Genomic DNA, 18483 nt, shown 5'->3' with positions numbered 1-18483 from the left:
GGATCGATCGTGCCCCGGGCGGTGGCCGTTCGACCGGGTGTTCGCCCCTGGCGTGACGATCCGGCGGGACGGTCGGCCGGCTGTCAACCGTACGGGCACCCAGTGCGGCCGGTGCCGGGCTCGGACGGTTGGGAGGATTTCGCCGATCGGGACGGTCTGGTCCGCGGTGGCGCGCCGTTGATATACCTCGCAGCACAGGGGCCGGGCACGGTCCGCGCCGCCTCCGGGCGGCCCGGGTCCGAAGCCCGGCACGCTGCGACGAACTCGACGAACTAGGAGGTGGGGATCGGATGAAGCTTCTCCGCGTCGGCCCGCCGGGCGCCGAACGCCCGGTCGTGCTGGGTCAGGACGGCACCGCGTACGACCTCTCCGGGGTGACCGCGGACATCGACGGCGACTTCCTCGCCGGACTGACCGGTGACGGCGCGGCCGCGCTGGCCGGGCAGGTGGCGGCCGGCCGGCTGCCGGTGGCCGAGATCGGCGGGCAGCGGGTCGGCCCGCCGGTGGCGCGCCCCGGCAAGGTGGTCGGCATCGGCCTCAACTACCGGGACCACGCGGCCGAGGCGGGCGCGGCGATCCCGGACGAACCGGTGATCTTCCTCAAGCCCAGCTCGACCGTGGTCGGCCCGTACGACGAGGTGCTGGTGCCGCGCGGCGGCGAGAAGACCGACTACGAGGCCGAGCTGGCCGTGGTGATCGGCCGGACCGCCCGCTACCTGCCGGACCACGCGGCGGCGGCCGGGGTGATCGCCGGCTACACCATCGCCAACGACGTCACCGAGCGGGCCTTCCAGTTCGAGCGCGGCGGCCAGTGGGACAAGGGCAAGTCGGCGGAGACCTTCACCCCGCTCGGGCCGTGGCTGGTCACCGCCGACGAGGTGGCCGATCCGCAGCGGCTGCCGCTGCGGCTGTGGGTCAACGGGGAGCTGCGCCAGGACGGCTCCACCGAGCGGATGGTCTTCCCGGTGCTGGAGCTGGTCCGCTACACGAGCCAGTTCATGGTGCTGGAGCCGGGCGACGTGATCGTCACCGGTACTCCGGCCGGGGTCACCCTGGGCCGCCCGGGCACGCCGTACCTGGCGCCCGGCGACATCGTCGAGATCGAGATCGACGGGCTCGGCCGGCAGCGGCAGGTCCTCGGCAAGGCGTAGCCGTCCGCCGTCCCGACCCTTGGCACGGGGGTCGGGCCGCACCCCGGACGCCGGACGCCGGACGCCGCTGTCCGGACCCCGGACCCCGGACCCCGGACGCCGCTGTCCGCGCCTCTGCCGCGCTGCCGCGTCCGGCGCACTACGCGGCCGGGCCGCCCAGCGCCGCCCGCAGCCGGGCCGTCCGCGGCGAGTCCGCGCCCTCCAGGGCCAGCAGCCCGGCCAGCACCTCGGCGGTCTGCGGGTCGTGCAGCGAGGTCGCCGCCGCCATCGCCACGAACTGGTCCACCAGCCACTCCCGCAGCTCGTCCACCGGGACCTCCCGGCCCTCGTCGAGCCAGCTCAGCGAGGCCCCCTCGACCACCGCGATCCAGGAGCGCACCAGCAGGGTCAGCCTCGGCCCGGCCTGCCGCACCCCGAGGTGGCGCAGCGTGCGCTTCAGCGCCGCCCGCCGGACGTCGTCCACGATCGCCGAGGTGCGGGCCGTCTCCACCACCGAGCCGCCGCGCAGCAGCGCCGAGTAGCCGGTGCCGTGCTCGGCGACGAAGGCGAAGTAGCTCTCCAGGACGGCGGACAGCTGCTGGGTCGGGGTCCCGGCGAGCGGCACCACGAACCGGCCGGTGAGCTCCTCGGCCGCGCTGCGCAGCGCGGCCTCGTACAGCTGCTGCTTGCCGCCCGCGAAGTAGCGGTACACCAGCGGCCGGGAGGCGCCGGCGGCCTGCGCCACGTCGTCCAGCCCGACCTCCTCGGGCGCCCGGTGCGCGAACAGCTCCAGGGCCACCGCGATCAGCTGCTCGCGCCGCTGCTGCACCGGCAGCCGCCGGTACCCGGCGCGCCGCGGTCTGGCGGCCGGTTCGGGGGCTGGCGGTACGGGCGCTGAGCTGGCTTCCATGCCGGTCAGCGTAACGGCCCCGGGCCGGATCGGAGCCGGGTGTGCACCGATCTTCCGAACGGGCGTTTGCGCCTGTCCGGGCGGTCCGCCCCGCCCCGGGACGGCCCGGCCGGAGGTCCGCGCGGGGCCGTGCCGGGGCGGCCCCGGGGGACGCCTCCGGGAGGCGCTCCGCCGGCCTCCGGCCGAGGATGATGGGACGCACCCCGCCGCCCTGCCGAGGAGGCCCGCCGGATGGCGCACACGCTGGAACGGCCGCCCCGCGCGCGCCGCCTGCGCGGGGCGCTTCTGGCGTGGGTGCGCTCGGCGCCGGGGACGTACCTGTGGCTGCTCGTGCTGGGGGTCACCAGCCTGGCGGTGGCCCGGATGGACCAACACACCCTGGACTGGTTCCTGGCCGCCCGCTCGACCAATCTGGAGCAGCTGCGCTCGCGCCCGGTGCACGCCCTGGTGGCCAGCGCGCTGTGGACCGAGACGTCCAGTTGGCCGCTGTACGCGGTGCTGTTCACCGTGTTCCACGCCAACGCCGAGCGCTGGCTGGGCACCGCGCGCTGGTTCGTGGTGGCGGCGACCGCGCACGTGCTGGCGACCCTGGTGAGCGAGGGCGTGGTCGCCTGGGGGATCGTCCGGGGGACCTTGCAGCGGAGCATGGCCGAGACGGTGGACGTCGGGGTCTCGTACGCGCTGGCGGGGGTGGTCGCGGTGCTCACCTACCGGTTCGCGGGCGGCTGGCGGTGGCTGTACGGCACCGGGGTCGTCGTCTTCTACCTGGTGCCCCTGGTGGTCTCGCACACGTTCACGGACCTCGGGCACTTCAGCGCCGTGCTGATCGGTCTCTGCTTCTTCCGCTTCGCACACGGACGGTCCAGGTGGGACCCGGGCCGAGCGCTGCGGCACTGGCGGCGGGTTCGCTCGGACGGGTGAGCCCGCGCCGACGGGAGCGAATTGGCCGGTCCATGCCACCGGGTAGGGGCTTGCAAACGGCGCGTGCCACGAAATGATGTCCGGATGGTTGAACTGATCAGCTCCGACGGCACCACCCCCCGCCGTGTCGCCGACGCCTACGTGCGGGACCTCGCCGAGCTCGACCCGCTGACCGCGGTGTATCTGGGCCTGAACCCCGAGGACGACCGCCTCCCCGACCTCTCCCCGGCCGGGGCCGAGGCGATCGCGGACCTCGGACGCTCCACCCTGGCCCGGCTCGACGAGGCCGAGGCGGCACTCGACCAGGCCGCCACGGCCGATGCCGCCCGGGACGAGGCCGAACGGCGCTGCGCCCGCCTGCTGCGCGAGCGGCTCGTCGCCGAGCTCGCCGTCCACGACGCGGGCGAGCGGTTCCGGGCCGTCCACAACCTGGGCTCGCCGCTGCACAACCTCCGTGACGTCTTCACCCTCATGCCCACCGACACCGAGGAGCAGTGGGGCATCCTCGGCCGCCGCCTCGCCCGGGTGCCGGATGCGCTCGCCGGGTACCGCGCGACCCTCGCCGAGGGCATCGCGCGCGGTCTGCTCTCCGGCCCCCGCCAGGTGACCACGGTGATCGGCCAGCTCGGCGAGTGGCTCGACGGCGACACCCCGGGCGGCTGGTTCGGCGACCTGGTCCGGGAGGCCCCCGAGTCGCTGCGCGCGGAGCTGTCCGGCCACGCGACGGCCGCCGCCGAGGCCCTGGTGGCCCTGCGCGACTGGCTGGGCGAGGTCTACGGCCCGGCCGCCGCCGATGCCCCGGACACCGTCGGCCGCGAGCGCTACGGCCGCTGGGTGCGCTACTGGACCGGTGCCGACCTCGACCTCGACGAGGCCTACTCCTGGGCCTGGCAGGAGTTCCACGACCTGCTGGCCCAGATGCGCACCGAGGCCGAGAAGGTGAAGCCGGGCGCCGACCCGATGCAGGCGATGAAGTGGCTGGAGACCGACGGCCCCGCCCGGTTCGGCGCCGAGGCCGCCCGCGAGTTCCTCCAGGGGCTGATGGACAGCGCGATCGCCGACCTCCAGGGCATCCACTTCGACCTGGCCGAGCCGATCACCCGGGTCGAGTCCCGGATCGCCCCGGCCGGCAGCGCCGCCGCGCCGTACTACACGGCCCCCTCGCTGGACTTCAGCCGCCCCGGCCGGACCTGGCTGCCCACCCTCGGCCGCGAGCGCTTCCCGGAGTGGGACCTCGTCTCGACCTGGTACCACGAGGGCGTCCCCGGCCACCACCTGCAGCTCGCGCAGTGGAACTACGTCGCGGACCGGCTCTCCACCTACCAGGTCAGCCTCGGCGGGGTGAGCGCCAACCTGGAGGGCTGGGCCCTGTACGCCGAGCGCCTGATGGACGAGCTCGGCTACCTCACCGACCCGGGCCACCGGCTCGGCTACCTCAACGCGCAGATGATGCGGGCGCTGCGGGTGATCGTCGACATCGGCATGCACGCCGGCCTGGACTTCCCGGCCGACTCGCCGTACCGCCCGGGGGAGCGGGTCGAGCCGGACGCCGCCCGTGAGTTCTTCGGCACCTACTGCGGGCTGTCCACCGACTTCCTGGACAGCGAGCTGGTCCGCTACCTGGGCCTGCCCGGCCAGGCGATCGGCTACAAGCTGGGCGAGCGGGCCTGGCTGCGCGGGCGGGCCGCGGCCAGGGCGGCGCACGAGGCGCGCGGCGAGGTGTTCGACCTCAAGGCCTGGCACATGGCGGCGCTGTCGCAGGGCTCGCTGGGCCTGGACGACCTGGTCGCGGAGCTGTCCGCGCTCTAGGACTGTGGCGCGAGGTCCCGGGCACGCTCCCGGGACCTCGGTCCACTCGGGCCGTGGTCCCGGTCGATCTGGTTCTTTGGTCCCATTTCAACCGATTTGGTGAGCTTTTTCCTTGCGATTCGCCGCGAGGCGAGTTTGGCTTGAAGGCGACTGCGTGACCTCTCCGCTCCCCTCCGGAAAGGCTCCCGAAGTGTCCTCCCAAGCCCAAGCTGCCACCGGTCATGGAACGGCGGGTTCCCGCCGCTGGTGGGCCCTGGCCGTCATCGCCATCGCCCAGCTGATGATCGTCCTCGACATCACCATCGTGAACATCGCCCTCCCGTCGGCCCAGAAGGATCTCGGGATCTCGGACGCCGACCGGCAGTGGGTGATCACCGCCTACACGCTGGCCTTCGGCGGACTCCTGCTCCTCGGCGGCCGCCTCGGCGACCTCTTCGGCCGCAAGCGCGTCTTCACCGTCGGCCTGCTCGGCTTCGCCCTCGCCTCGGCGATCGGCGGCGCCGCCAGTGGGCCCACCATGCTCTTCGCCGCCCGCGCCCTCCAGGGCGCCTTCGGCGCGCTGCTCGCCCCGTCCGCCCTGGGACTGCTCTCCACGACGTTCACCGATCCCAAGGAGCGGAGCACCGCCTTCGGCATCTTCGGTGCCATCGCCGGCGGCGGCGCCGCGATCGGCCTGCTCCTCGGCGGCCTGCTCACCGAGTACCTGAACTGGCGCTGGTGCCTGTTCGTGAACACCCCGATCGCGATCGCCACCGCCTTCGCGGCGTTCTCCGTGCTGACCCGCGACCACATCGGCAAGGGCACCCGGACCAGACTCGACCTGCCCGGCGCCGTGCTCGGCTGCGGCGGCCTGCTCGCCATCGTCTACGGCACCTCCGAGGCCGTCACCCGAGGCTGGGGCGACTGGCTGGTGCTCGGCTCGCTCGGGTTCGGCGTGCTGCTGCTCGTGCTGTTCGTCCTGGTCGAGAAGCGCACCCCGCACGCGCTGCTGCCGCTGCACATCGTGGCCGAGCGCAACCGCGGCGGCGCCGCACTCTCGGTCGGCCTGGCGATGATCGGCATGTTCGGCCTGTTCCTGTTCCTGACCTACTACCTGCAGGTCATCAAGCACTTCTCGCCGGTGATGTCCGGAGTCTCCTTCCTGCCGATGACGGCGGCCATCGTCATCAGCTCCACCGGCTTCGCGGCCCGGCTGATGACCAGGGTGCCGTCCCGCAACCTGATCGGACCGGGACTGCTGCTGGCCGCCGCCGGCATGGCCTGGCTGACCCAGATGAAGGTGGACAGCCCCTGGGCCGGCATGGTGCTGCCCGCCGAACTGCTGCTCGGCTTCGGCATGGGCCTGATCTTCATGCCGTCGATGAGCCTGGCCACCCTCGGCGTCGCGCCGAACGAGGCCGGCGCCGCCTCGGCCACCATCAACTCGGCCCAGCAGGTCGGCGGCTCCTTCGGCACCGCGCTGCTCAACACCATCGCGGCCAGTGCCACCGCGAGCTGGATCGCCGCCCGGATCACCACCGCCGGGGACCCGGCGGTCCAGGCCCAGGGCGCGGTGCACGGCTATGTGATCGCCACCTGGGTCGCCATGGGCATCCTGCTGCTGGCCGCGCTGATCGCCTTCCTGATGATCGACCACCGGCCCGCGCCGGGCGAGGCCACCGGGGCGACCGGCACCGCCGCCGAGGCCCCGGCGAGCGCGGGAGCACCGGCCCAGGCCACGGCCCACCAGCAACAGCGGACCACCTGACCCGACCCGGTCGCCCCCGCCCGCGGACCGCCCGGACGGGGGCGACCGGCTGAATTCTCATGCCGTTCCCAGCGACGCATCACGACCCTCCCAGCTCGGGACGCCATAGTCGGGACCGACCCCGCACCGCCGCCGACCAGGGCAGGAGCCGACCGAGCATGGGCCAGCACCGCCGCCGTACTCCCCGCCGCCGTTTCCTGGCGCCGACCCTGGTCACCACGGCGCTGTCCGTCCTCACCGTGGCGGTCGTGGTGGTGGGCACCCACAGCCTGAGCCCGAGGGCCACCGCCGTCGCCTCCCCGGCCACCTCGGCCGCCGTCGCGCCGCCGGTCCCGGGCACGCCCAGCGTCCCCGCGGCCGTCCCGGTCACGGGGACGGAGCCGTCGGTGTCCTCGGAGCCCTCGGCACCGGATCCGGCCACGGAGTCGGCCACGCCCACCGCCACTGCGACTCCTACGCCCACTCCCGCTCCCACGCCCGCGCCCACGACGGCCGCCCCCACCCCCGCCGACGGGCCCCTCGGCACCACCGCCACCGCCCCGGCCACCCCCGAGGCGGCCACCGTCGGGGCCCTGTTCACCGGCACCGTCCGCCCGGGCAACCACTTCTGCACCGCCAGCGTGCTGCACAGCACCACCGGGAACCTGCTGCTCACCGCCGCCCACTGCATCGACGACCCGAGCGGCGTCACCTTCGCCCCGGGCTACCGCGACGGCAAGGCCCCGTACGGCACCTGGCGGGTCACCGCCGTGCACACCACCACCGGCTGGTCCCACGGCGGCGACCAGGACGAGGACTTCGCCGTCCTGGAGACCGCCGCCGACGACAGCGGCCGCCGGGTCGAGGACGTGGTCGGCGGCAACACGCTCGGCACCGACGAGCCCTTCGGCACCACCGTCCGGCTCTACGGCTACCCCGCGGGCGGTGAGCAGCCCCTGCTGTGCACCAACACCACCGGCCGCCAGAGCGCCTACCAGCGGGTCGTCGACTGCCCGGACTACCCCGGCGGCACCAGCGGCGGCCCCTGGATCTCCACCGCCACCGGCCACGTCGTCGGCGCCATCGGCGGCTACCAGCAGGGCGGCGACACCGACGACATCTCCTACAGCGCCTACTTCGACCACACCATCGCGGCCCTCTACCAGGAGGCGGCCGCCGCAGCCGCCTCCTGACCGGCCCGGCGGCCCGGCGCCAGGCTGCGAGCACTGCCGGACCTTCGGGAACGCGTCCCTGGCCCCGCCGGAGCCCGACCGGCAGCTTCGGACCTTGCACAGGAAGTCGGCCCGGCCGACTTCCCACTCCAGTGGCGACGCAGGTCGGCTCCGGTGGCTCCCTTGCGAGCGGCAAGGGAGCCACCGGAGAAACCCCCGGGAGTTGGGAAGCCGGGGGCGTCGACTTCCCACTCCTGGTGACCTTCGGCCCCCCAGAAGGGAACGGTGTCGGCGAGCGGCGCCCCCGGATGGCGATGGTGGTGTTCCGGCAGCCTCCCCACGTGCAGCGAGGAGGCCATCGGAAACGGCTCTCACCGGCGCCCTCACCTTCGACCTGAGCAGCTGCCCCTCGCTCGGCCCGAGCGAGGGGCGGCCGGCCGAGATCGGGTGATGCGGAGTGGGAAGTCGGTCCGGCCGACTTCCCACTCCCAACCCCGAACCCGATTTCCTCCGAGGCTGGTCCGCGCTCGGCCGGAGCGAGCCCGGAGCGGGAAGTCGACCCGGTCGACTTCCCGCGCGAGAAGAGATGCGTTTTCCACCTCGGCTTTCGGTGGGTCCGCGAACACCCCGGCCAGGGTGCCGGGCGCGAAGTGCTCTGCCGCGCCGCCCGTCTGATGGACCGACTGGCGGACGGCTCCGAAAGCCCCGTGAAGCCTTGTCGGGCCGCCGGGACGCCGGATCGAAATCCGGTTCGACCGGTGGCCGCGGCCTGTGGGAAGCTCTCCGCGCACTGACTATCGGTTTCCGCCTTGGGGGGCCTTCACCACCGTGCGCCGCAGCACTGTCCTCGCCGCCGCGACCGCCTCCGCCTTCCCGGTGGCGCACCGTGAGCCGAGCACGGCGGGAGCCAGGAGCGTCGACCTGGACCAGGCGATCGACGCCCGGGGCCGCACCCGCCGTGTCGAGCGGACCGCGGCCGTCGCCACCTTCGGCGGCTTCGGCCCCGCCGAGACCTTCACCGGGCCCGGTCCGCTCGCCGACTGACCTGACCCCGCCGGGCGTGTGCCGCCCCGCAGCCGTTCCACCGTTCACCTTCACCGGGCCGCCGGCCCGTTCACCCCGGAGTTCCACCACGATGCGCCGTACCACCGTGCTCGCCGCCGCCGCGACCGCCGTCGCCCTGGCCGCGCTCACCGCCTGCAACGACACCGAGAACAAGGACGCGGCGGCCCCCGCCCCGGCGACCACCGCCGCCACCGCGCCCGCGACCACCGCGGCCGCCCCCTCGCCCACCGCCACCGAGACTCCGACCCCGACCCCGGTCGTCACCACCCCGGCGCCGGTCGCCACGACCCCCGCCGCTCCGGCCGGGGACTTCGATCCGGCGAAGGCCGTGGAGAACGCGAGCAAGGAGCCCTACGCGGTCTCCCTGAAGATGATCACCGAGGTCGGGGGCAAGGCTGCCGGGATCACCACCGCCCGGCAGAACCTCAACACGGCCTACACCGGTCGCGGCGAGATGAAGATCGCCGAGGCCGACCTCGTGGTCGAGACGGTGACCACCGCCGACGCCACGTACACCCGCATGGGCCCGGACGAGCAGTGGATCAAGGCGCCGAAGTCCGCCGAGGGGTCGGCGCTCGACTACACGGTCTACGCGAAGCTGCTGCTGGCCCAGGGGCCGGCCGCCCGCAAGGGCGCGGAGACCCGTGACGGCGTCCCGACGCAGCACTTGTCCGGCCACGTCGACCTGGAGCAGATCGCCGAGATCGACCCGCGCACCTACCGCTCGTCGAAGGCCAAGGGCATCACCGGCTTCGACTTCGACCAGTGGATCGACGCCCAGGGCCGTACCCGGTACGTCGAGCAGGGTGTGGTCCTCAAGGGCGCCAAGACCGTCAACAAGGTGACCTTCACCGACTTCGGCCCCGCCGAGACCTTCGCCGCCCCCGCCGGCGCGGGTGCCGCCGCCGCGAGCTGACCGTCGCACCCGTGGGGCCGCGCCCCGGCCCCACGGGTTGACCGGGCGTCACCGCCGGGGAGCGCCGGAAAAACGAATCAGGCCCAGTCCCGTGGCAACTCGCCACTGGCCTGGGCCTGTTCTGCACTTCTTGCGAAGTGCCCCCGGTAGGATTCGAACCTACGCACCCGCCTCCGGAGGGCGGTGCTCTATCCCCTGAGCTACGGGGGCTTGCTCGTTGTTGTCGTCGCGTTCGCTTCGACGTGGAGAACACTACCAGGCCCGCGCCGTGCTCCGTGCACGGGTTTCGCGGAGGTCCGACCCGAGGTCCGCGTCGAGGTCCGGGACGAGGTCCGGGACGAGCCCGGGGCAGGCGGTCCGGGCGGAAGTGGCCAAAGGCCGGACGGGGCGGCGGGCCCGCCGATACCCTCGGTGAGGTGTCGGGAGTGTCCGGGCGGGTCCTCGTGGTGGACGACAGCGAGGTGATCCGCCAGCTGATCAGGGTCAACCTGGAGCTCGAGGGCTTCGAGGTGGTGACCGCCGCCGACGGTGCCGAGTGCCTGGAGGTGGTCCGCCAGGTGAAGCCCGACGTGGTGACGCTGGACGTGATGATGCCGAGGCTGGACGGCCTGCGGACGGCGGCCCGGCTGCGGGCGGCGCCGGGGACGCGGCTGCTGCCGATCGCGATCGTCAGCGCCTGCTCGCCGGCCGATCTGGACCTGGGGGAGTCGGTCGGGGTGGACGGCTACCTCGGCAAGCCCTTCGATCCGGCGGACCTGGTCGCGCTGGTGCGGCGGCTGATGGAGCGCGAGCGGGACGGCGGGGCGGTGGACGGGTTTCGCCCTGGGCGAACAGGCCGGAGTGATCGGGCCTGAGTGACCGGGCCCGAGCGGGGTGCCCCGGTGTCTCAACCGGCAAACCGAGTGGCGAGGGGCCACCCCCTCTCGCCTACGCTTGGCGTCGTGACCCCCGCAGAGCTTTCCCAGGCAGTCCAGGCCGCAGTGAGCGCCGCCGTCGAGGCGGGCGAGCTGGCCGTCGCCGTGCCCGAGCACGTGACGATCGAGCGGCCCAAGAACAGGGACCACGGCGACTACGCGACCAACGTGGCCCTCCAGCTCGCGAAGCCGGCCGGCAAGCCGCCGCGAGCCGTCGCCGAACTGCTGGCCGAGCGCCTGCGAGGGATCACCGGCGTCACCAAGGTCGACATCGCCGGTCCGGGCTTCATGAACATCACCCTCGACGCCGCCACCCAGGGCGAGCTGGCGCGCACCATCGTCGAGGCCGGGGCCGGGTTCGGCCGCAACGAGGCCCTCAAGGGCCTGAAGATCAACCTGGAGTTCGTCTCCGCCAACCCGACCGGCCCGATCCACATCGGCGGCGTCCGCTGGGCCGCCGTCGGCGACTCGCTGGCCCGGGTGCTGCGCGCCTCCGGCGCCGACGTCACCACCGAGTACTACCTCAACGACGCCGGTGTGCAGATCTCCAAGTTCGCCAAGTCGCTCCAGGCGTCCGCCAACGGCAAGCCCGTCCCGGAGGACGGCTACGTCGGCGAGTACATCGCCGACATCGCCAAGGCGATCGTCGAGGGCGTCCCGGGCGTGCTCGACCTCTCCGAGGGCGAGCAGCTGGAGGTCTTCCGCACCGAGGGCCTCAAGCTCATGGTGGCCGAGATCCAGCGCTCGATGGAGGAGTTCGGCACCCACTTCGACGTCTGGTTCTCGGAGAAGTCGCTGCACGACTCCGGCGCCGTCGAGAAGGCCATGGAGCGGCTGCGCGAGCAGGGCCACGTCTTCGAGCAGGACGGCGCGATCTGGCTGCGCACCACCGACTTCGGCGACGACAAGGACCGCGTCCTGATCAAGGCCGACGGCGAGACCACCTACTTCGCCGCCGACGCCGCGTACTACCTGTCCAAGCGGGACCGGGGTGCCGAGGTCTCGGTCTACATGCTGGGCGCGGACCACCACGGCTACGTCAACCGCCTCAAGGCCATCGCGGCCTGCGCGGGCGACGACATGGACCGCAACATCGAGGTCCGGATCGGCCAGTTCGTGAAGATGCTTCGCGACGGCGAAGAGGTCCGGATGTCCAAGCGGGCCGGCAACATCATCACCATCGACGACGTGGTCGAGTGGATCGGCGTGGACGCGGCCCGCTACACCCTGGCGCGGTCCTCCACGGACTCCACCATCACGCTCGACATCAACGTGCTGACCAGCCAGACCAACGAGAACCCGGTCTTCTACGTCCAGTACGCGCACGCCCGGATGTGCTCGGTGCAGCGCAAGGCCGGCGAGCTGGGCATCACGCGCTCGGACGACTTCAAACCCGAGCTGCTCTCGACCGAGTGGGAGTCCGACCTGCTCGGCCAGCTCGGCGAGTTCCCCCGGGTCCTGGCGACGGCCGGCGAGCTGCGCGAGCCGCACCGGGTCGCGCGCTACCTGGAGGACCTGGCGGGCAAGTACCACCGCTTCTACGACAACTGCCAGATCCTGCCGAAGGGCGACGAGGAGGTCACCGACCTCACGCACGCCCGGCTCTGGCTGGCCGACGCGACACGCACGGTCATCGCCAACGGGCTCACGCTCCTTGGCGTGACGTCGCCCGAGCGGATGTAGGCACCACCCCCATGCGCACTGCGGGGGCGGCTGACGGTCAACGGGGACCGTCGCCGCCCCTCGCCATAGGTCGAGGAAACCGAGGACATGTCTCGCTCCGCACATCCCGCAGGCCCCCGGCACGGTGACGTCCTGCCCGAGGGCCACTACCAGGCCCCGCCGGCCGACCTGAACGCGCTCGACCCCAAGGTCTGGTCGGAGACCGTCGCGCGCGGTGCCGACGGCGTGGTCACCGTCGGCGGCCTGGACGTGAACCGCGTCGCCGCCGAGTTCGGCACCCCGGCCTACGTCATGGACGAGGCCGACTTCCGCTCCCGGGCGCGCGCCTGGCGGGACGCCTTCGGCACCGACGCGGACGTCTACTACGCCGGCAAGGCGTTCCTCTCCAAGGCGGTCGTGCGCTGGCTGCACGAGGAGGGCCTCAACCTCGACGTGTGCAGCTCCGGCGAACTCGCCGTCGCGCTGGCCGCCGGGATGCCGCCGGAGCGGATCGCGCTGCACGGCAACAACAAGTCGGTGGACGAGCTCGAGAACGCGGTGAAAACCGGGGTCGGGCACATCGTGGTCGACTCCTACGAGGAGATCGAGCGCCTGGCGGCCGTAGCCGGACGCCAGGGCGTCCGCCAGCCGGTGCTGATCCGGGTCACCGTCGGTGTGGAGGCCCACACCCACGAGTTCATCGCCACCGCGCACGAGGACCAGAAGTTCGGCCTCTCGCTGACCGGGGGAGCGGCCGCCGAGGCCGTCCGCCGGGTGCTGGCGCACCCCGGGAGCCTCGAACTGCGCGGCATCCACTCGCACATCGGCTCGCAGATCTTCGACACCGCCGGCTTCGAGGTGGCCGCCCGCCGGGTGGTCGGCCTGCTGGCCTCGATCCGCGACGAGCACGGCGTCGAGCTGCCCGAGATCGACCTCGGCGGCGGCCTCGGCATCGCCTACACCAGCGAGGACGACCCGCGCGAGCCGGCCGAGATCGCGGCCGCGCTGGCCGACATCGTCCGCCGCGAGTGCGCCGCCGCGAACCTCACCGCCCCCCGGCTGAGCGTGGAGCCGGGCCGGGCGATCGTCGGCCCGACCGCGTTCACCCTGTACGAGGTCGGCACCGTCAAGGCGCTCGAAGGTCTGCGCACCTATGTCAGCGTGGACGGCGGGATGTCCGACAACATCCGCACCGCGCTCTACGACGCCGAGTACACGGTCGCCCTGGTGTCGCGCACCAGTGACGCCGGACCGATGCTGGTCCGGGTGGTCGGCAAGCACTGCGAGTCCGGCGACATCGTCGTGCGGGACGCCTTCCTGCCGGCCGACCTGGCCCCCGGCGACCTGATCGCGGTGCCCGCCACCGGCGCCTACTGCCGCTCGATGGCGAGCAACTACAACCACGCCCTGAAGCCTCCGGTGCTCGCCGTCCGGGACGGTGCGGCCCGGGTGATCGTCCGGCGCGAGACGGAGGAGGATCTCCTGCGTCTCGATATCGGATGACGAAATCCTTGTCTCAGATCATGGAACGACCGTAGATCCGTACGGAAAGTCCCGGAGACTGGTACAGACCGAAAGTCCGGCGGGACACCGAAATGCCCGCCGGAACGACCGAAGAACGACGAATGCAGAGCGGAGTCGGATGATGCGTACGCGGCCGCTGAAGGTGGCGTTGCTGGGCTGTGGTGTGGTGGGCTCCGAGGTGGCGCGCATCATGACGACAGACGCCGCCGACCTCGCCGCGCGCATCGGCGCGCCGGTCGAGCTCGCCGGCATCGCGGTCCGGCGCCAGGGGCGGGTCCGCCCGGGCGTGCCCGAGCACCTGCTCACCACCGATGCCGAGGCCCTGGTCAACCGGGGCGACATCGACGTGGTGATCGAGGTGGTGGGCGGCATCGAGCCGTCCAAGAACCTCATCCTGGCGGCGTTCGCGCAGGGCGCCTCGGTGGTCAGCGCCAACAAGGCACTGCTCGCCCAGGACGGCACCGAGCTGCACGCGGCCGCCGCCGCGGCCGGCGTCGACCTCTACTACGAGGCCGCGGTGGCGGGCGCGATCCCGCTGCTGCGCCCGCTGCGCGAGTCGCTGGCCGGCGACCGGGTGAACCGGGTGCTGGGCATCGTCAACGGCACCACCAACTTCATCCTGGACAAGATGGACACCACCGGCGCCGGTTACTCGGAGGCGCTGGAGGAGGCCACCGCGCTCGGGTATGCCGAGGCCGACCCGACCGCCGACGTGGAGGGCTTCGACGCCGCCGCCAAGGCCGCGATCCTGGCCGGCATCGCCTTCCACACCGAGGTGACCGCCGCGGACGTGTACCGCGAGGGCATCACCGAGGTGACCGCCGCCGACATCGCCTCCGCCAAGGAGATGGGCTGCGTGGTGAAACTGCTGGCGATCTGCGAGCGGGCCGCCGACGGCGAGTCGGTGACCGCGCGGGTCCACCCGGCGATGATCCCGCTGTCCCACCCGCTGGCCTCGGTCCGCGAGGCGTACAACGCGGTGTTCGTGGAGGCCGAGGCGGCCGGCCGGCTGATGTTCTACGGCCCGGGCGCGGGCGGCGCGCCGACCGCCTCGGCGGTCCTCGGCGACCTCGTCGCGGTCTGCCGCAACAAGCTCGCCGGTGCCACCGGTCCCGGCGACTCGGTGTACACCCAGCTGCCGGCCAAGCCGATGGACGAGGTCGTCACCCGCTACCACGTCAGCCTGGACGTCGACGACCGCGCGGGGGTGCTCGCCCAGGTCGCCTCCGTCTTCGCCGAGCACGGCGTCTCCATCGACACCGTGCGCCAGCAGGGCCGCGACGGCGACGCCTCGCTCGTCGTGGTCACCCACCGTGCGACCGACGCCGCACTGTCGGCGACGGTCGACAAGCTCCGCGCACTCGACAGCGTGCGCGACGTGGCCAGCACCATGCGGGTCGAAGGGGAATAGGAACAGATGATGAGCAGCGTTGCCGAGAACGCCGCCAGAGGCACCCACACCCACCAGTGGCGGGGTCTGATCGAGGAGTACCGGGACCGCCTGCCGGTCAGCGCGGCGACCCCCGTGGTCACCCTGCTGGAGGGCGGCACCCCGTTGGTCCCCGCCCAGGTGCTGTCCGAGCGCACCGGCTGCGAGGTCTACCTCAAGGTCGAGGGCGCCAACCCGACCGGGTCCTTCAAGGACCGCGGCATGACGATGGCCATCTCCAAGGCGAAGGAGGACGGCGCCCAGGCCGTCATCTGCGCCTCCACCGGCAACACCTCCGCCTCCGCCGCCGCGTACGCGGTGCGGGCCGGGATGGTGTCGGCGGTACTGGTCCCGCAGGGCAAGATCGCCCTCGGCAAGATGGGCCAGGCGCTGGTGCACGGCGCGAAGATCCTCCAGGTGGACGGGAACTTCGACGACTGCCTCACCCTTGCGCGTGAACTGTCCGAGAAGTACCCGGTGGCGCTGGTCAACTCGGTGAACCCGGTCCGGATCGAGGGCCAGAAGACCGCCGCCTTCGAGATCGTCGACATGCTCGGCGACGCCCCGGACATCCACGTCCTGCCGGTCGGCAACGCGGGCAACATCACCGCGTACTGGAAGGGCTACCGCGAGTACGCGACGGACGGCCTGGCCACCCGCACGCCGCGGATGTGGGGCTTCCAGGCCTCCGGCTCGGCCCCGATCGTGGACGGCGCCCCGGTGCTGAAGCCGCAGACCATCGCCACCGCGATCCGGATCGGCAACCCGGCCTCCTGGGACTTCGCGCTCGCCGCGCGGGACGAATCGGGCGGTCTCATCGACAAGGTGACCGATCGTCAGATTCTTTCCGCGTACCGGCTGTTGGCCTCCCAGGAGGGCGTCTTCGTGGAGCCCGCCTCGGCCGCCTCGGTGGCCGGGCTGCTGGCCAAGGCGGAGGCCGGCCTGGTCGACCCGGGGCAGCGGATCGTCTGCACCGTGACCGGCAACGGCCTCAAGGACCCGGACTGGGCGGTGGCCGGCGCGCCGCAGCCCCGGATCGTCCCGATCGACCCCGAGGCGGCCGCCCGGCAGCTGGGCCTGCTCGACTGACGGAGCGTCCGGCGAAACACCTCGCGGACGGCGGGTGGATGAACATCCCCCCACCCCGGGCCGACCCTTTCGGGGGTCGGCCCGGTCTCGTTCTCGACTGACACTTTTGTGTCAATTCAGTGCTGGATTCGGATCCGAATCCAGCATGAATTCCGGCCAGAACCGGCAACACACCAGATCGAAGGCCCACGGGGTGTACCGCTGTGGAACCTGTCTTCGATACTCTGGGTGCGGCCGTGTGGCACATGCCCCGGGTCCGACCCCATTCCGGGCCGCACCACCGAATGTGACCGCCCGCCCCGGCCGGGGCCCCGCGGCCCGCTCCCCACCCTCGCACCGACGCGCTTCGCGCCGCCCGATTTCCCCAGGAGAGTCCACCGCATGGCCGGTCCTGCGTTCCGTGCCGCCGCCGTCCGGGTCCGGGTCCCCGCGACCAGCGCCAACCTCGGTCCGGGGTTCGACGCCTTCGGACTCGCCCTGGGCCTCTACGACGACGTGGTCGTCCGGGTCGCCGACTCCGGGCTCTCCGTCGACATCGCGGGCGAGGGCGCCGAGACGCTTCCCCGCGACGAGCGCCACCTGCTGGTGCGCTCGATGCGCGCCGCCTTCGACCGCCTCGGCGGCCAGCCGCGCGGCCTCGAAGTCGTCTGCGCCAACCGCATACCGCACGGTCGCGGCCTGGGCTCCTCGTCCGCCGCGATCTGCGCCGGCATCGTCGCCGCGCGCGCCGTCACCATCGGCGGCCCGTCCGCCCTGGACGACGACGCGCTGCTGGCGCTCGCCTCGGAGCTGGAGGGCCACCCGGACAACGTCGCGGCCTGCCTGCGCGGCAACTTCACCGTGGCGTGGACCGAGGAGGACCGGGCCCGGGCGATCGCCCTGGAGCCCTCCGCCGAGGTCGTCCCGGTGGTGTTCGTCCCGGCCACCGAGGTGCTCACCGAGACCGCCCGCGGGCTGCTGCCGAGGACCGTTCCGCTGGCCGACGCCGCCGCCAACGCGGGCCGGTCCGCGCTGCTGGTCGAGGCGCTGACCCGGCGCCCCGACCTGCTGCTCGCCGCCACCGAGGACCGGATCCACCAGGACTACCGGGCCTCCGCGATGCCGGACAGCGCCGCCCTGGTGGCCGCGCTGCGGGCCGAGAACGTGCCCGCCGTGATCTCCGGCGCCGGTCCGACCGTGCTCGCGCTCACCGACGAGGCGGGCGTGCAGAAGGTGCTGGACTTCGCGGCCGACCACGGCGCCGGCGGCCCGGCGTTCGACGCCCACCGGCTCGAACTCGACCGGACCGGAGCCTCGGTGCTCCCGCTCGACGTCTGAAACGCCCCGTCCGCGGCGGTCCCTCCCGGTGCACCGGCACCGGGCCGTCCGGACACGATTGGCAAGCGCAAGGCTGGGGAATGTCTGAGGGGGTCGGTAGTGTTAACCTCATTGCTGCACCAGGTGCCCTCCGGGGCTCGGTGCGCCGCGTCCCGATCCCAGCACTCCGCGTCAGCGGAGTCCAGGCGATGCACGGGGCGACGATTCTCCGGGAGCCCACCGCAGCGCGTACGCAGCCTGCCTGCGCGACTTGCGGCCGCATCCCGAAGCCGTGACGGCACCTGACTCCCACCCCGCGGCCTCCCACCTGGAGGAACAGGACGGGCGGAGCGCGGGCGACCGTCACGCGACGGGGGCCCGGGATTCGCAGGCAGCGTGGGGGCAGCTCCCGGCCGGCGGCCGGGGGGAGGGTCGGCACACGACCGTCCCGCCACGCCACTCAGCACCACCGTGCTTCTAGCACCGCACCTCGCAGCTCTCCCCCGACCGGCACCGCCGTCCGGGGGAACACCGCCTCGGACCGACGCAGTCGAGCGTTGGTCAGGACAGCACAACCGGTCGCCGAGCCAGACAGGCCGACGTCCGCTCCAGGGAAGGACCCTTAGTGAGCGACACCACCGATCTGATGGGCGCGCGCCCGGACGCCGAGGCGTCGGACGCCGCCGCCGCCCCCGCGGCCCCGGCGCGGCGCCGCCGCACCGCCGCCGCGGGCCTGGACGGCATGGTCCTGGCTGAGCTGCAGAAGCTCGCCGGTGACCTGGGCATCACCGGTACCGGGCGGATGCGCAAGAGCCAGCTGATCGAGACCATCAAGGAGAAGAGCGGGGGCGACCCGCTCCTCGCCGGCGCCACCGCCGCTCCGGCCGCCAAGCGTGCGGCCAAGGCCGAGACCGCCGAGC

Annotated in this window: 15 protein-coding genes and 1 tRNA gene; 14 read left to right on the top strand and 2 right to left on the bottom strand. The window is 73.0% G+C overall.

Annotated elements, in window-relative coordinates; genetic code table 11:
- Positions 1-290: 290 nt before the first annotated feature.
- On the top strand, positions 291-1151 hold the full coding sequence (locus BI06_RS17025) for a fumarylacetoacetate hydrolase family protein (RefSeq protein ID WP_030392811.1): 861 nt from the start codon (positions 291-293) through the stop codon (positions 1149-1151).
- Between the two features lie 139 nt (positions 1152-1290).
- On the opposite strand, the gene BI06_RS17020 is transcribed toward BI06_RS17025, so the two are convergent.
- Positions 1291-2040 (bottom strand): TetR/AcrR family transcriptional regulator, encoded by a 750-nt coding sequence (locus BI06_RS17020; RefSeq protein ID WP_037779415.1) that lies wholly within the window; start codon positions 2038-2040, stop codon positions 1291-1293.
- 231 nt (positions 2041-2271) lie between these two features.
- On the opposite strand from BI06_RS17020, the gene BI06_RS17015 reads away from it, so the two are divergent.
- The 6 genes from BI06_RS17015 (at position 2272) to BI06_RS16990 (ending at position 9649) form a co-directional block, all read left to right on the top strand.
- A complete protein-coding gene (locus BI06_RS17015) occupies positions 2272-2961 on the top strand; it encodes a rhomboid-like protein (protein WP_051741143.1) in 690 nt (229 codons plus the stop codon).
- Between the two features lie 84 nt (positions 2962-3045).
- Positions 3046-4770, top strand: a complete 1725-nt coding sequence (locus BI06_RS17010; protein ID WP_043468877.1) for a DUF885 domain-containing protein — start codon at positions 3046-3048, stop codon at positions 4768-4770.
- Positions 4771-4960: 190 nt separating this feature from the next.
- Positions 4961-6517: an MFS transporter gene (locus BI06_RS17005; RefSeq protein ID WP_051741140.1), complete on the top strand. Its 1557-nt coding sequence runs from the start codon at positions 4961-4963 to the stop codon at positions 6515-6517.
- Positions 6518-6675: 158 nt separating this feature from the next.
- On the top strand, positions 6676-7689 hold the full coding sequence (locus BI06_RS17000; protein WP_051741138.1) for a serine protease: 1014 nt from the start codon (positions 6676-6678) through the stop codon (positions 7687-7689).
- An 807-nt stretch (positions 7690-8496) separates the two neighbouring features.
- Positions 8497-8712 (top strand): hypothetical protein, encoded by a 216-nt coding sequence (locus tag BI06_RS16995; RefSeq protein WP_043468875.1) that lies wholly within the window; start codon positions 8497-8499, stop codon positions 8710-8712.
- Between the two features lie 91 nt (positions 8713-8803).
- Positions 8804-9649: an LppX_LprAFG lipoprotein gene (locus BI06_RS16990; protein ID WP_030392804.1), complete on the top strand. Its 846-nt coding sequence runs from the start codon at positions 8804-8806 to the stop codon at positions 9647-9649.
- Positions 9650-9787: 138 nt separating this feature from the next.
- On the opposite strand, the gene BI06_RS16985 is transcribed toward BI06_RS16990, so the two are convergent.
- A tRNA-Arg gene (locus tag BI06_RS16985) sits at positions 9788-9859 on the bottom strand.
- Positions 9860-10065: 206 nt separating this feature from the next.
- Between BI06_RS16985 and BI06_RS16980 the strand changes: the two genes are divergently transcribed.
- The 7 genes from BI06_RS16980 to BI06_RS16950 all read left to right on the top strand — a co-directional run.
- Positions 10066-10503, top strand: a complete 438-nt coding sequence (locus tag BI06_RS16980) for a response regulator (RefSeq protein WP_051741136.1) — start codon at positions 10066-10068, stop codon at positions 10501-10503.
- An 87-nt stretch (positions 10504-10590) separates the two neighbouring features.
- Positions 10591-12246 (top strand): arginine--tRNA ligase, encoded by a 1656-nt coding sequence (gene argS, locus BI06_RS16975; protein ID WP_043468872.1) that lies wholly within the window; start codon positions 10591-10593, stop codon positions 12244-12246.
- An 87-nt stretch (positions 12247-12333) separates the two neighbouring features.
- Entirely contained in the window at positions 12334-13728 is a 1395-nt protein-coding gene (gene lysA, locus BI06_RS16970) for a diaminopimelate decarboxylase (RefSeq protein WP_030392801.1), read from the top strand.
- Between the two features lie 139 nt (positions 13729-13867).
- Positions 13868-15160, top strand: coding sequence for a homoserine dehydrogenase (locus tag BI06_RS16965; protein WP_030392800.1), 1293 nt, complete (start codon positions 13868-13870; stop codon positions 15158-15160).
- Between the two features lie 9 nt (positions 15161-15169).
- On the top strand, positions 15170-16267 hold the full coding sequence (gene thrC / locus BI06_RS16960) for a threonine synthase (RefSeq protein ID WP_045941643.1): 1098 nt from the start codon (positions 15170-15172) through the stop codon (positions 16265-16267).
- Between the two features lie 381 nt (positions 16268-16648).
- Positions 16649-17584, top strand: a complete 936-nt coding sequence (gene thrB, locus BI06_RS16955) for a homoserine kinase (protein ID WP_030392798.1) — start codon at positions 16649-16651, stop codon at positions 17582-17584.
- A 604-nt stretch (positions 17585-18188) separates the two neighbouring features.
- The coding region (locus BI06_RS16950; RefSeq protein ID WP_043468869.1) for a Rho termination factor N-terminal domain-containing protein at positions 18189-18483 on the top strand (295 nt) is incomplete at its 3' end.

The sequence above is a fragment of the Kitasatospora sp. MBT66 genome, from assembly GCF_000710405.2.
Taxonomy (GTDB): Bacteria; Actinomycetota; Actinomycetes; order Streptomycetales; family Streptomycetaceae; genus Kitasatospora; species Kitasatospora purpeofusca.
Note: the sequence above shows the minus strand (reverse complement) of the source record. Positions and strands in the feature narration are given on the sequence as shown.

Coding starts and splice junctions, on each gene's coding strand:
- BI06_RS17025 (WP_030392811.1), top strand. CDS start 291: ATGAAGCTTCTCCGCGTCGGCCCGCCGGGCGCCGAACGCCCGGTCGTG.
- BI06_RS17020 (WP_037779415.1), bottom strand. CDS start 2,040: ATGGAAGCCAGCTCAGCGCCCGTACCGCCAGCCCCCGAACCGGCCGCC.
- BI06_RS17015 (WP_051741143.1), top strand. CDS start 2,272: ATGGCGCACACGCTGGAACGGCCGCCCCGCGCGCGCCGCCTGCGCGGG.
- BI06_RS17010 (WP_043468877.1), top strand. CDS start 3,046: ATGGTTGAACTGATCAGCTCCGACGGCACCACCCCCCGCCGTGTCGCC.
- BI06_RS17000 (WP_051741138.1), top strand. CDS start 6,676: ATGGGCCAGCACCGCCGCCGTACTCCCCGCCGCCGTTTCCTGGCGCCG.
- BI06_RS16990 (WP_030392804.1), top strand. CDS start 8,804: ATGCGCCGTACCACCGTGCTCGCCGCCGCCGCGACCGCCGTCGCCCTG.
- lysA (WP_030392801.1), top strand. CDS start 12,334: ATGTCTCGCTCCGCACATCCCGCAGGCCCCCGGCACGGTGACGTCCTG.
- BI06_RS16965 (WP_030392800.1), top strand. CDS start 13,868: ATGATGCGTACGCGGCCGCTGAAGGTGGCGTTGCTGGGCTGTGGTGTG.
- thrC (WP_045941643.1), top strand. CDS start 15,170: ATGAGCAGCGTTGCCGAGAACGCCGCCAGAGGCACCCACACCCACCAG.
- thrB (WP_030392798.1), top strand. CDS start 16,649: ATGGCCGGTCCTGCGTTCCGTGCCGCCGCCGTCCGGGTCCGGGTCCCC.